Origin of the sequence: Nostoc edaphicum CCNP1411 (genome assembly GCF_014023275.1) — a bacterium.
GTDB classification, from domain to species: Bacteria; Cyanobacteriota; Cyanobacteriia; order Cyanobacteriales; family Nostocaceae; genus Nostoc; species Nostoc edaphicum_A.
This window is the reverse complement of record NZ_CP054698.1, coordinates 7,696,477-7,710,002: the sequence shown is the minus strand read 5'-3', so window position 1 is coordinate 7,710,002 and position 13,526 is coordinate 7,696,477. Positions and strand designations below refer to the sequence as shown.

Annotated in this window: 13 protein-coding genes; 2 read left to right on the top strand and 11 right to left on the bottom strand. The window is 42.0% G+C overall.

The window, feature by feature from the left end; all coding sequences use genetic code 11:
* Positions 1-551 precede the first annotated feature (551 nt).
* Together HUN01_RS34650 and HUN01_RS34645 are read right to left on the bottom strand one after the other, a co-directional pair.
* Positions 552-1,493, bottom strand: coding sequence for an ABC transporter substrate-binding protein (locus HUN01_RS34650; RefSeq protein ID WP_181929960.1), 942 nt, complete (start codon positions 1,491-1,493; stop codon positions 552-554).
* Positions 1,494-1,779: 286 nt separating this feature from the next.
* A complete protein-coding gene (locus tag HUN01_RS34645; protein ID WP_181929959.1) occupies positions 1,780-2,544 on the bottom strand; it encodes a methyltransferase domain-containing protein in 765 nt (254 codons plus the stop codon).
* Positions 2,545-2,880: 336 nt separating this feature from the next.
* Here HUN01_RS34645 and HUN01_RS34640 point away from each other — a divergent pair, with 336 nt between their 5' ends.
* Positions 2,881-3,648 carry a PEP-CTERM sorting domain-containing protein gene (locus tag HUN01_RS34640; RefSeq protein WP_181929958.1) on the top strand — a complete coding sequence of 256 codons (768 nt, stop codon included), beginning with the start codon at positions 2,881-2,883 and terminating at the stop codon, positions 3,646-3,648.
* A 363-nt stretch (positions 3,649-4,011) separates the two neighbouring features.
* Here HUN01_RS34640 and HUN01_RS34635 read toward each other — a convergent pair whose 3' ends face one another.
* The 6 genes from HUN01_RS34635 to HUN01_RS34610 all read right to left on the bottom strand — a co-directional run bounded on the left by HUN01_RS34635 (position 4,012) and on the right by HUN01_RS34610 (position 9,037).
* Positions 4,012-4,962, bottom strand: coding sequence for a DMT family transporter (locus tag HUN01_RS34635; RefSeq protein ID WP_181929957.1), 951 nt, complete (start codon positions 4,960-4,962; stop codon positions 4,012-4,014).
* Between the two features lie 77 nt (positions 4,963-5,039).
* Positions 5,040-5,573: a glutathione S-transferase N-terminal domain-containing protein gene (locus HUN01_RS34630; protein ID WP_238845921.1), complete on the bottom strand. Its 534-nt coding sequence runs from the start codon at positions 5,571-5,573 to the stop codon at positions 5,040-5,042.
* A gap of 87 nt (positions 5,574-5,660) precedes the next feature.
* Positions 5,661-6,374, bottom strand: coding sequence for a nucleoside/nucleotide kinase family protein (locus HUN01_RS34625; protein WP_181929956.1), 714 nt, complete (start codon positions 6,372-6,374; stop codon positions 5,661-5,663).
* Positions 6,375-6,458: 84 nt separating this feature from the next.
* Entirely contained in the window at positions 6,459-7,373 is a 915-nt protein-coding gene (locus HUN01_RS34620) for a TauD/TfdA dioxygenase family protein (protein ID WP_181929955.1), read from the bottom strand.
* Positions 7,374-7,450: 77 nt separating this feature from the next.
* On the bottom strand, positions 7,451-8,317 hold the full coding sequence (locus HUN01_RS34615) for a CmcJ/NvfI family oxidoreductase (protein ID WP_181929954.1): 867 nt from the start codon (positions 8,315-8,317) through the stop codon (positions 7,451-7,453).
* Between the two features lie 48 nt (positions 8,318-8,365).
* On the bottom strand, positions 8,366-9,037 hold the full coding sequence (locus HUN01_RS34610) for a glutathione S-transferase family protein (protein ID WP_181929953.1): 672 nt from the start codon (positions 9,035-9,037) through the stop codon (positions 8,366-8,368).
* Between the two features lie 280 nt (positions 9,038-9,317).
* Here HUN01_RS34610 and HUN01_RS34605 point away from each other — a divergent pair, with 280 nt between their 5' ends.
* Positions 9,318-10,166 (top strand): class I SAM-dependent methyltransferase, encoded by an 849-nt coding sequence (locus HUN01_RS34605; RefSeq protein WP_181929952.1) that lies wholly within the window; start codon positions 9,318-9,320, stop codon positions 10,164-10,166.
* A 389-nt stretch (positions 10,167-10,555) separates the two neighbouring features.
* On the opposite strand, the gene HUN01_RS34600 is transcribed toward HUN01_RS34605, so the two are convergent.
* The 3 genes from HUN01_RS34600 to HUN01_RS34590 all read right to left on the bottom strand — a co-directional run bounded on the left by HUN01_RS34600 (position 10,556) and on the right by HUN01_RS34590 (position 13,525).
* Positions 10,556-11,221 carry a glutathione S-transferase family protein gene (locus tag HUN01_RS34600; RefSeq protein WP_181929951.1) on the bottom strand — a complete coding sequence of 222 codons (666 nt, stop codon included), beginning with the start codon at positions 11,219-11,221 and terminating at the stop codon, positions 10,556-10,558.
* A gap of 74 nt (positions 11,222-11,295) precedes the next feature.
* Positions 11,296-12,417 (bottom strand): aryl-sulfate sulfotransferase, encoded by a 1,122-nt coding sequence (locus tag HUN01_RS34595; RefSeq protein WP_181929950.1) that lies wholly within the window; start codon positions 12,415-12,417, stop codon positions 11,296-11,298.
* A 70-nt stretch (positions 12,418-12,487) separates the two neighbouring features.
* On the bottom strand, positions 12,488-13,525 hold the full coding sequence (locus tag HUN01_RS34590; protein WP_181932948.1) for an NADP(H)-dependent aldo-keto reductase: 1,038 nt from the start codon (positions 13,523-13,525) through the stop codon (positions 12,488-12,490).
* Position 13,526: the final 1 nt, after the last annotated feature.

Below are 13,526 nucleotides of genomic sequence, written 5' to 3'. Positions count from 1 at the left end.
CCAGAACGAATGAAAAAGGGAGTAAAGAGTAGGGAGTAGTATTTTTGGCGTTGTTGATTGATGGGATGAGTTTTGTGCAAAGGTGCAAAAAATATCCCTTATACCAATTCTGCAAATGAAAGCTACAGATACAAACCTGAAAAACTAGATTAAATCTGACTCTCTTACGCGATGTGCAACTTAATTTTTGACCTCACTTCCATTCCTCTCTCCTTGCAGGCTAAGGTGTACACACAAATCGGAGTTACTTTGAGATCCGGGTTTTACCCCCCTTAATCCCCCCTTGCCAAGGGGGGAAACCGGAAAATCTTGTTCCCTCCCCTTTGCATCGGGGAGGGTTAGGGTGGGGTAATTCGAGGACTGGTAGTGATTCAATAACTTCTGTGTACACCGTAGCCTTGCAGGAGAGAGGCTTTGAATTCTCCTCCCTTGCCTGGTAGGGAAGGGGGCTGAGGGGTTAGGTTCGAGTAAAAGTTGCACACAGCGTTCTCTTAATTACGAATTACGAATTACAAATTGGTATTACTCCCCACTCTCGATGTTCAAGTCAGCTAAGAGATAGATAACGAAGCAACTCGGTTATTGACGATCTGCTCGAAAGTGGCATCAGGCTCTATCAGTCCCCAGTTCACCATCCAGTTGTAGGTACGACGGAAGTCAGCTTCAGGGTATGGTGCTGGGTCGGCGTAGCGCAATCGGTTACGACGAAAGTCTGAGGGTTCGAGCTGTACAATATCCTCTGCTACGTCATCGATCAGATACTTCACATACTGGAAAGGGTCTTTTTGTAGGTCTTTTACAGCTCGACGGATTGCCCTATTAATCGCCTCGAATGTCTCTGCATCCAAATCGGGGCTACCAATCTCTAGCCCTACATAGTGTGCCTCGGCGATAATTTTGTAGCCAAGTTTTTCTGCTACTGTAATCCACGGTTCCATGACGGCAACTGCATCAACAAGTCCGTCACGCAAAGCGACAAAGCGGTTGAAACGCTTTCCTTGACCGCCACCATCGATATGTACCACTTTGATTTCTTCTTTGGGTAGGAAACCTTCAAGAGTTTGAATCGCTATATAGTGGGAGCCGTGGTGAAAGTTGACACCAACTGGTACGTTAGCTAGGTCTTGAGGGATATTGTAGGGGGAATCGGGTCGCACGATGATTGCTTGGCTGGCAATTGCAGCACGTTTGGCTACAACCTGACCACCGCGAGAACTGTCATAGGTGCGTCGTACTTGTCCCCATTCACAAGCACGGTAGAGGGTAGTTTCTCCCTGCTCGAATAGTGATTTGCCGCCAAAAGAGTTGACTTGGTGATGATCTTCAATCAGTTTAATATCAGGTGCGCGATCGCTAGAGTTGCGTTTAACGAACTCAATATCAATCCCCTCATCTGCGAAGTAGCCTTGATCGCGAGCTACGTAATATGGCAATGAGAACACAGTTCCACTGATCTCATTCTTGATCTTCTTGAGTGTTACAGAGTTACTCATGATCTGTGTTATTCCCTGAACAGGACGTAAATTTTATAAGTAACGTTTATTTTCCGGTATCTGCACGTATTTAGTCAAGATTAAAGTTTTTGAGGCGAGTCAGTCTTTTGAGTTTGCCTAGCTAGTAGTCAAGCAGATTAATTTTGACAGGTAGTGTTCTAAGTGATATCTCCGTAAGCGTCACAGCCCGTCGTAGAGATCGCTTCTGTGAATAACTCAGCTGCGATCGCCTACGGTGGACGGAATGCGATCGCAAATCCAAAATCAATTACGAATTACGAATTAGTTAAATACTTCCCCACATTAAAATGCGTTTGTAAGGGAAAAAGAAAGGTTGTTCATCTTCCAATTTTTCAAATAACTTTTCCCTATACCGTTTTACAAATCGTTCATAAGTCTGGGTATCTAAGCACGACTCGTATGCCGTTAGTAGCGTACCACGATACCATTCCACTACGGATTCTCGTGACGGTAGAACATGACCATAAATCTGAAGTTTTACTTCCTGTTTAATAAACCCCAGACTATACAGTAGTTTGGCATAATTTGCTGGAGTCAGTACTTCCAATCGCCGTACATATCCCCCTAATTCTTGACTAAAATCTTTGGCTGTTTCAAGCGCTAACTGATGTACTGGTTCATCGTCCATCGTTGGGATTTGTATAGCCAGTTGTCCACCTTGACGTAACTTGCGGCGTAATTTTTCAAATAAAGCTTCGTGTCCTGTTAACCATTGCAAAGCGGCATTAGAAAAGATTAAATCAAACTCTCCTTCTCCTGGGTTATCCTCTATTTTTCCTTGCTCAAACCGTAGTCCGTTACCTTCATATTGCCGTGCTTTTTGCAGCATATTTTCAGAAGCATCTATTCCCAGAGTTTCTTGTGCTGCTAGTGTATCGTGCAGATATTTAGTTAACTTTCCCGTTCCAGATCCTAAATCTAGAACTCGTAAGTTTTCTTGTCGATGTACCATGTCTACCAAATCATAAAATGGGCGACTTCTTTGGGATTGAAACCGTTCATATAATTCTGGATTCCATTTATCTGGCATTTTGTAACTCTACCTCCTAAATACACAATATCCTAAAGCTGCCACAGCCATATTCGCTTCTTGTGGTTTAGCAACATCAGTACTGAACATTGTTTAAATGAAGTTACTGTTAAGAACTAATTTTTAATCTAAAGTTCAGCTAAATTAAATTTGTTGAAGATTATACCAAAACATCTTGCAAACTTAATAATGCTTTTTTAAGGCAGTGCTAGCATCTGAATAATTAGAATAACGAAGTATTACGTAAATTCTGATTTTTACGAATTTAGTAATTAGGAAATAAAATTTGACTCACTACTTACTAAATTTTTTCTCATGCTATCTACCACTAAAATTATGATTCCCAAAAAAATCTCCGCAAAAATTGCTTATATTACTGCTATTTGTGCAGCTATAAATATTGCAGCTATCACTAAAACTCATACAGCAAATGCAGCAAGCTTAAGTATAGTTAATGCAGGTTTTGAAGAACCAATAATAGGAGAAGGAGACTTTACTACTAATGTGTTACCTGGCTGGACATTATATGATCCATCTAACCTGACATCTGCCAGTATAGGTATTGGTGAGCCAATTTATGGTGCATATAATCCTACAGCAGACGTTTATTTTAACGAAGCTCCAGAAGGAAATAATGTTGGATATGTTTACCTCACTTATCCGCCTGGAAGTGGTCCTGTGGGAATATCACAAACCCTTACCAGTCTATTAACAGCTAATACGAAATATACCTTACAGGTTGAAATAGCCAATATTCCACCTGTGAATGGTTTCACTATTTTAGATGGTTTCCCTGGCTATGCTATTCAATTATTAGCTGGAGGAACTTTACTTACTCAAGATTTTAATAGCCTGAGCATTATAGAAGGAGCTTTTGTTACCTCTAGTATTTCGTATACTACTTCAGCTAATAACCCAAACTTAGGACAAGCGTTAGAAATCCGATTGCTGAATATTTTAGAGAGTGATGGTATAGAAATCAATTTCGATAATGTGAAATTAGACGCAACTCAAATTCCAGAACCTGCATCGATTTTGGGTATAACATTAGGATTTTTAGGTGCAAGTTTAGCTTTGAGAAAAAGAAATATTATTAGACAATAAGGCAATACGGTTCAGTTAAGGGCGGCTGGCAATACTGCTCGGATAAGCAGGGGAGGCAGGGGAAGCAAGGGAGGCGAAACTCAATGCCAGCCCCCATTTCTCCCCCTGCTCCCCCTGCTTGCCTCAGCCAATAAATTCCTTAACCGAGCAGTATTGGGGCGGCTGGCAAAAATTTTGGGTTTTCAAGACGCGATAAATCGCCGTCTCTACAAGTGTTTTGGTCTTATCTGAACTGTATTGGACAATAAAGAAGATAGAATTAATGTAATACTCCTTACATTTTTTGAATTAAGAACAATCTATAAGAATTCACTATTCCAGAGCAATCGTATAACTTTTTGGTCTAGTGAATTTCTAAGATTTCTATGAAGTGCTACGTTTACGCACAAAGCCTTCTCCACTCAACAACGCGATCCCTAATGTGACAATTAGAATCCCCAAACTTTGAATCAAGTTTAAAGTTTCGCTAATTGTGACCCATGCGACTAATACTGTTAATGCTGGACTGCTAGCGCCGACGATTGAGGCTTTAGTTGCACCAATCATGCGAATTCCTACATTATTGAAAGTGTGCCCTATGAAACTAACTAAACCAGAAAAAATACTGCCAATCCACAGAGGTGTCCAATCCAGTTGAGTACTGGAAGGTGGCCAGAACAGTAAGCTGACACCAGAAAACAGTAGGGTGCAGGTAAAACTAATCCAGGTGAAAGGAACTGGATGGAATTTTTCCAAACATTTTTGGGCCATAACCTTATAAAAGGCGTAAACAACTCCAGATCCAATGCTGGCGAAAATTCCATTAGTAATAATATCACTACTGTAAGCAGCAGAAGATTGAGGAATTGTGAGTACTCCACCCCCCAGAATAATCGCCATCACCAGCCAACGGAAAAGTGTTGGACGTTCGCCAAAAAACCTCCAAGCAAGCAGTGCCGTAAACACGGGATAGGTAAAGAATAGAGTCATGGCAATTCCAGTAGGAATTAAGCCAATTGCAATGTAGAGTAACGCAATATACACAAACATTAAGACTCCACAGCCCAATGCTTGGAGCAAAACATCAGTGCGTTCGCGCCTGAATAAATCTCGCAATTCTTTTCCAGCAGATGGATATAGCTTAAATGCTAGAGATGCCATAAGTGGAACCACCAGTAGCATTCGCATAAACATCAGCAATAATGAGTTCTGTAAATCCGGTTTAACGTATCCACCGAGTACAAATAAACCCAGTACGAGATGTTCTGAAAATAAAATTCGTACTGTAACGTTGTGAAACGTCAAGATGAAGGCGGATAAAAGAACCGTGAACATAATTGTTAATTCGTAATTATTATCCCAAGAGTAAACAAATCGTAATTGGAATCTTAACTACGAATTACTAATTATCTTTAGGAGTCTGGTTTCGTCGCTTGCAGGGAAGGTTGCCCGGAGAATTCATCATACCATTGTGCAAGTTTGGGGTAACTTAGTCGCCATTGCAGTTCAGGTAGACGAATCTCCAAACCAAGTGCAGAGGCAAGGGTGATATGAGCAAGTTTAGGAGTTTGGTCGAATTTATCAGAAATCTTCTCAAAGTAGTCCAAGATTCTTAAAGCACGTGTAGACGCAAAGCGGCTTGTCGTCAGACATCGCTCTAACTCGATTATCCCTGGTGACTGCTCACTTGAAGAACGCCGTAATTCCCTTACCCAGACAGCGATACCATCTATGAACCCACTAGCTATACCTTCAAGTTGCTGTAAAAAACCATCAGAAATATCAGCAAATAATTTGATTTCGGGATTGAATTGATTTAAATAAACGCATATTATGCGTGTATCACTCACAATAAATCCGTCATCAGTTGCTAGTGTTGGGACTTTACCTGTGGGGTTGTAATTCAGTAGCTCGCTGTTGGGATCTCGCACAGTCACTTTTTGCATTTCGATGCGATCGCTGAGATTCAGTTCTAGTGAAGCTATTCTTGCTATGCGTGCATAGATAGGGTGAGTTAGGTGTATAGAAGAGTTTCATAAAAAAGCGCGATCGTTATTTTTACAATCATTTGCTCTAAAGAAGAGAATTGGTTCCGCCAAATTGTTGTTCTTCAATAAAGCATCGGCATATTGCACAGGATTAGATTCTGCAAAGTAGATTCGTTGTGCAGCATGATAACGCTGACGATACAGGCGGACTGCATTTTCCCAAGATCCAAGTCGTACCAAATCTCTCTCTACTCCACGCTGTTCAGCTACCTCAAAATCTGTATCTACATAGATTCGATAATCAAAGTAGGATACCAATTCTGGTCGCAGTAGAAAACTGGCAGCAAATAGAAAAATGTCTCCGGTATTGGCCTTTTTAGGCTCCTCTGTTATCAGGGTATCTGTTTCCAAATCAAACCCATGCGCTTGATACATTAGGTTGCCTCCAGCGGCAAGTGGCTCAAGGACAAACTTTTTGAGGAGTGGATAGTTATAAGCGTCGAAATAATAGCCTTCGGCAGATTCACGACCTTGGCGATAGCGCAGGTCACGCGGATTATGGAAATCATCTACTGCAATGTGGACACAGTTTCGCCCACGTCTTTTTAAAGTCTGCTCTAACTCTTCTGCCAACGTGGATTTGCCACTAGCAGTAATGCCAGTGACAGCCACGCGCAAAACACGAGCAGGGAGAGATGTGGCACGTTTGTCTAAAATATCAGCTATTGTTTCCAGAACCCTATTACGTGTATTGGCCATATTACGCGTGTATGCACACTCACTCGTGAGTGTTATCCTTTCCACTTTGTCAAGACCAATGGCAAAGAACTAATGACAATTATCTTAAGCAGTGACAGCCTCACGTCGGTTATATGCAGAAGAATCTCCCTTAATAGCCTCACTCTGCTTACCATCAATACCAACAGGAATGTCACCCACAAGTGTGACTCGTTGAACGTGGCGAGGTTGATTACCGTAGTCTGCGATCGCATAATGTTGAGTAGCGCGATTGTCCCAGAAAGCCACATCGCCTACTTTCCAGCGCCACCGGACTGTGTTCTCTGGACGTGTGATGTAAGCTTGCAACAATTCTACGATTTCATCCGATTCATTCTGTGATAAACCACGCAGACGGCGCACGAACCCACCAATAAATAACCCACGTTCACCGGATTCAGGATGGACGCGGACAACTGGATGCAGGGTTTCGTATACAGTCGAGGTGAAAACAGCTCGATACTCTAAGACTTCTTGTGGTAAGTCAACTGCTGCTGCTGCATAATCGTAAGCGTTGCTGTGTACTGCCCAGAGTTGGTCAGCAAGATTACGTAGGTGAGTTGGTAAATCTTCGTAGGCAGTCACAGAGTTTGCCCAAATCGTATCACCTCCTGATGGTGGGATGACAAGCGCCCGCAAAATAGAACCAAGGGGAGGACGATCTACAAATGTGACATCGGTGTGCCAAGTGTTGGCACGGCTCACAGTCTTGCCGTAATTCAGGTCAAGAACTTCTGGGTTTTCTGGCAATGAGGGAACGGTGGGATGGGCTGTAGTGACTTCTCCAAAGCGACGGGCGAAGGCTACTTGTCCTTGAGCGTCAAGCTTTTGCTCTCGGAAGAAAATGACTTTGTGTTTAACTAAAGCTTTACGGATATCACTGATGATTTCGTTGCTGAGGTTATTGCTCAAGTCAACACCAATAATTTTTGCACCGATACGTCCGGCAATTGGTTTGATGTCAAAGTATTGGGAAGTCATGATATTTGTGTCTCCAAGGGTTAATTTGTTTTATGCAGAGGCTCAGAGAGTAGGAATTTGAGAGAAGTTTTTGCTATCTATGCGGGGTAAAAAACGAATGTCCTTAGTTCGATGCTTTCTCGTGGGGGAGCGTTAGCTGGGCTGGTGGGGTCTTCAAAGGCTGTATGGGCGGCAAAACGTGCATGTCCCTCTTCTGCGGAGTCGAAACACTTGATAAATAGTGCTTCGTCTCTGTGCATTTGCGGGAAGTAGAACCATTTATGTTTAGAGTTATACGTGACTCCGTATGTCTCACCGACGCGATCGCGGTACACTAAATCACCAGCTACAAGGTCTGTTATTGCAATGCTTTGCGCGTCACACACTGCTAAGGGTGACTCTTGAATTGGTTGTGCGATCGCTCGCCAAACATTAATGATGGCAAATCGTTGTTTTAGTAACGTATCAATATCATCTATGCCCTGCGCTGCTAGTTCCAAACGGGCGCGAGTATAGCCTGATTTGGCGGTGAAGTCGTTGTGTACACGCTTGGCAGGTTCTTTAATATTATTCTCACCTGGTTTAGAGTTCCCAGCATTACGAAGTGTGTGATCGAATATCACTACTTTCGTTGCACCTGTTACCTCTTTTAACAATTGCTCGGCTTCTGGATAGTAGACGCGGCGTACTTCGTCTTCATCGTAAAAGTTGCGGACATTGGTATTATGTCCAGTCAAGGCAAATCCTTCCCGATCTAATGAGATGTTCTCTGAGATAGAACGAGCATTGTAAATTGGCAGTTTATGCGTCTGATAAGTTGCATTCGTGCGAGGAATTCCGGCTGGCGGTTCGTAGGTATAGTTGACAGGTTTTTCTGCCGTTGGAATCAGGTAACTGAGGTTAGCCTCTACGTATGGCAGTTCTGCGAAAATTGGTTTGTCTAGAACTTGGTTATTTAAGCTCATAAGTTATCCCATCTTGGATTTTGGTTAATTTCTGTCAATCCCTGTGTCCTATTTTTGTGCTGTACCAACGGGAAGAGGTTCACCGAGAACTTTGGCGAATCTTTGCAAATAGAAGTCCACAGGGTTTGCAACTGCTTGAATTGAGGAGCGATCGCGTACCAGATTCCACCATGTCTGCAAATGAGGTGTTTCTGCTGGTAATGTGAATTTGCGGAAGTGTTCTAAGAGTGGTAAACGTTCAAACCAAGGATAGAAACTGATATCAACTAGGCTAAACTGATCTCCTAATAAGTAATCACCCTTGCCTAATCCTTCCTTCTCAATATATAGAAGTGCTTCTGTGAACTCTCTTCGTCCTTCTTCCTGTTCGGTGCTATCTTTACCGCGCAGAAATTTGTTAAAAGCTGGGACAAAGCGAGTATTGGCGTAGTCTATCCAAATCCGAGCGATCGCTTTAGCTGCCGGATCGCGAGGTAACAATGGTGGTTCTGGAAAAACTTCATCTAGATATTCATTGATAATAGCTGACTCGTAAATTTCAATATCCCCATGTTTGATAGCCGGAACTTTACCATAGCGCGAAATTTGCGTGTACCCATCTGGTTTGTTCTGTAAGTCAATTTCTATTGGGGTGAAGTCAATACCTTTTTCCAGTAAGACGACACGAGTCCGTTGAGAGAAGGTAGAGGCTTTGGCGAAGTACAGTTGTATGTTGCTCATGAAATCTTTTCCTTGTAATCATCGTGAATACAGACTGTTTGAGATTGCACAACTCAAACTAAAGCAATAAGACAGAAGTGAGATGTGTTGATTAGTGCAGTTAAATAATTGACTGGTAGGTATCTACATCAGTTAGATGATATATTACAGTTTGTCGGTCGGTTTAGCGTAGTTTGAATATTATTATACAGTTTTTATGAAAAGATGCATACCTAATTGTTAGTGTAACTAAATAAATGTAGAGGTTTTCATAGACTAAATTTTAAAAATAGGAAATTTCATGTCAGACAAGTCTAATTTACAAAACCTGCTTTTAGATGAGGTACTAGCTTATTATGAGCGTGGTTTGGAATTTGAACGCTTATCAAAGCGTACAAATCCGATTGAACTAGTTCGCACCCAAGAGCTTCTTAGCCGCTACTTGCCTCCTCCTCCCGCAGTGATTTTCGATGTTGGTGGCGGCTCAGGCATCTATGCTTGTTGGCTTGCCCAGCTAGGGTATAAAGTTCATCTTATTGATCCAGTTCCCTTGCACGTAGAACAAGCCCGTTCTGCTTCTCAGGTTCAGCCAGATTATCCACTTGCAAGTGCAGAGGTTGGAGATGCCCGTCAGTTAAATCAAGCAAACAACAGCGTTGATGCTGTTCTTTTATTTGGGCCACTGTATCATTTGATAGAACATAGCGATCGCATAGCAGTGTTACGCGAGGCTGATCGTGTTTTAAAGAGTGGAGGTCTTGTCTTTGCCGTTGGTTGTTCTCGCTTTGCTTCGCTCTTAGACGGTTTATTTCGGGGATGGCTAGACGATCCAGAGTTTGTAGAAATTGTTCATCGGGACTTGCTGGAAGGGCAGCATCGTAATCCGAGTAACCATCCTGCTTACTTTACAACAGCCTTCTTTCATCACCCTGATGAACTAAAAGCAGAGGTAGAAGAAGCAGGGTTATCTTGTGAAAAGCTTTTAGCCATAGAAGGCCCAGGCAAATTACTACAAAATTTTGAGGAACATTGGAGTGAACAAAGTCGCCGTCAAAGACTCCTACAAGCTATTCGCTGGCTAGAGACAGAACCTTCTACATTAGGTGTGAGCGCTCACATTATGGCTATTGGTAAAAAGGTAGCAGTCTGACAGCGAGATACACACTACTTTATAAATCGCTAAGTAAATAGGTGGGAATAAACCAAATTATGTTACTAAAAGTAAACATGCCTAAAACCCTTACCAATGAAGAATGACAAAGGACAAATGACCTTTTTTTAATTAATTAATTTGGGGTACAAGCCCCCACTGATAGCGCAGCGTTAGCGAGTCCACGATAGCGAAGCGTTAGCGACGCAGGAGCGTCGCGTCTTGCAATTTTTAATTAATAATTTTTAATTTTTAATTGGAGCGTTCGCGCAGCGTCTCGTAGAGAAGCGACTTGACGACCCCTATATTTATTTTTTCGCCGCTCAAAAAGATTTTGGGCGGCGAAAACTTAGGGAAAGATAAATTATTTTGACTACCAAAAAGCTGTGCTATGCAGCAACAGGAGTAGCAAATCTAGCATATCGCTCTATGTAGAACTCCTTGCTATTAGCGATCGCCACTACAGAATCACGTTGTTTTACAGCCTTTTTCCACTGACGTAGACGAGTAAATTCCTCTGGTATACCAAAGCCTCGATAGTGCTTCAGTGCAGGCCAACGCTCAAACCAGGGGTAAAAGGTGAAATCAACCAGACTGACGGATTCGCCAAACCAGTAAGGGCCGTCTCCTGATAACTTCCCTAAAGCTTCATTCTCGATAAATTCCAGATGTTGGTATAGTTCTTTTTTAGCTGCTTCTTGCTGTTGGATATCGGAACTACGCAAGAGAGTAGAAAAAGCTGGAACAAATCGAGTATTAGCAAAATCAATCCAGATCCGAGCTTGTGCTTTAGCAATGGGACTGCTAGGCAAAAGCGGCGGATTTGGAAATACCTCGTTGAGATATTCGTTAATTACTGCCGATTCCCAAACTCGGTTATTATTATGTGCGATCGCAGGCACTTTTCCATAAGGAGAAATATCTGTAAATCCCTCTGGCTTGTTCTGCAAATTAATTTCAATCAAGTCAAATTCGACGCCTTTTTCTTGCAATACCAAACGCGAACGGTGAGCATAAGGGCAAACAACCGCACTATATACCTTGATTTCAGCCATGTTGATTATTCCTCTATGAATAGGATTGGTTTATTAGCTTTGGAAATTAATTCAATTCAAAATCTAAAATTGAACTAAAGCCAAGGCACTTCTTCAGGCGCATAACGAAAAGCGCGGAATACTGAATTTTGCTCTCCACTAGCTACTGCTGACTTCTCTCCAAGATTCCGAACAGCAAAGTGAGGATTAACATATTCCCAAACAATCTCTCCTGTAACTGTCACCTCAAATATACGACCGAAAGCACCTTCTGTAATTAAAGTGTTGCCATTCGCTAGACGCTGTGCGCCTGATATATACGAACTGAAGAAATTTTGAGGTGGGTTGTCAGTGTATTGCCAAACTATTTCTTTCGTTTGACGGTTGACTTCAATCACACGAGAGAAATTCAGCGCAGTGTGACGGCGATGTGCGCCATTATCAAAAATTAGGATATTGCCGTTAGCTAATTCGTTAGGAAAGTGTTGCTGTGCTAATACATCATCTCCGAGTGTCCAGATAATTTTTCCTGTTTGGCGATCAATAATTGCGACGGTAGAGATGTTACGAAAGCTAACGATAATATTGCCGTCAGCGAGTTCGCCTACAGTATTGCCATGAGTCCATTCGTGTCGTTGATCTTGGGGAGTGATAGTAAAAACATCTGGATCTAAGTGTTCGTGGGCGTGCCAAGTCCAAACAATTTCACCCCCAGGAGTAACTTCATAAAGTACATCAGCATAGATATCACCGTCTGCTTCTGTTCCCGCTACACCGCCTTTGATATGAGGAATCAAAGATTGAGGTATCTTTTCAATAGCCAATAAAATCGTGTTACCGTTGCGTAGTCTGCGTCCGTCGTGATGATGATCTGGATGTTTATATTCCCAAATAATATTTCCCTTGGGATCTGCTTCTAAGACAACGCCACCTTTAAAGGCAGCCCACAAAGGAAAATGTGGCGGAACATCTAGTGTCTTACCATTATAAAAAAGGTTGCCATTGGGTAAAAGATAAGCATATAAACCCGGTGAATATGGCAGATTCCATTGATGTACTACTTCTCCTTCTAGATTCAGAAGATATACTTCTCCCTTACCTGTAAGTGGTGTAAAAAGTGTATAACCCTTGAATGCCTTGTCAGGATTATAAGCTCTTAAACCAGTACCACGGCGACGAATAGTATTTTGGTCAACTGATGCTGTTGCGATCGTCATAGTTTTCAGATTAGGGATTGGGAACTAGGGACTGGGAAAATAACTACTCAGCACTCAACACTCAGCACTCTTATGGTGCTGGATTTGGATATTGAGTATGAACTGCGTCCAATTCAGCCAAGATATCTTTGTCGAGAACTACATTGATACTGTCTATATTTTCTTTGAGTTGTTCGAGTGTAGTAGCACCAATAATCGTACTAGCAACAAACCAACGACTCCTTACAAATGCGATCGCTAATTGTGCAGGACTTATTTGATGGCGTTTGGCAATTTCTACATAAGCGGCTACTGCTTTACTCACATTTGGTTTTAAATATCGCTGACCAAAGTTTTCAAATAAAGTAACTCTTGCTTTCTCTGGTTTGTCGTTAAGGTATTTACCAGTTAAATAGCCAAATCCCAAAGGGCTGTAAGCTAGTAAAGGAACGTTTTCGTAATAAGCTGCTTCTGCAAGAGCGCCATCAAAAATTCGATTGATTAAATTGTAGGCATTTTGAATTGAGACGACTTTAGGTAATCCTAATTGTTTAGCTGCGTGGCTAAATTGAGCAACGCCCCAAGGGGTTTCATTACTTAAGCCGATATAGCGAATTTTACCTGCATTGATGACATCAGCAAAAACTTCTAGTTGTTCAGTGATGGAAACTGTTTCTTTTACCTGAGTGGGGTCAAAAACTGTTTGTCCAAAACGAGGTACATAACGATCTGGCCAATGGATTTGATATAAATCAATATAGTCTGTCTGTAACCTTGTAAGACTATCATCTACAGCTTGTTTGATATTGTCCCGATCAATTGCTTTCGCTCCACCACGTACCCACTTAAAGCCTCGACCCGGCCCTGCAATTTTAGTAGCAATTATTAGTTGATCTCGCTGTTGATGTTTTAACCATTCTCCAATATAAGTTTCGGTTAAGCCATAAGTTTCACCACTGGTTGGTACTGGATACATCTCTGCCGCATCAATGAAGTTGATTCCCTGGCTAATGGCATAATCTAGCTGCTGGTGGGCTTCTTCTATAGTATTTTGTTGCCCATAAGTCATTGTGCCAAGGCAAATGTCGGAAACATTGAGGTCACTATTGCCTAATTGGTTATACTGCATA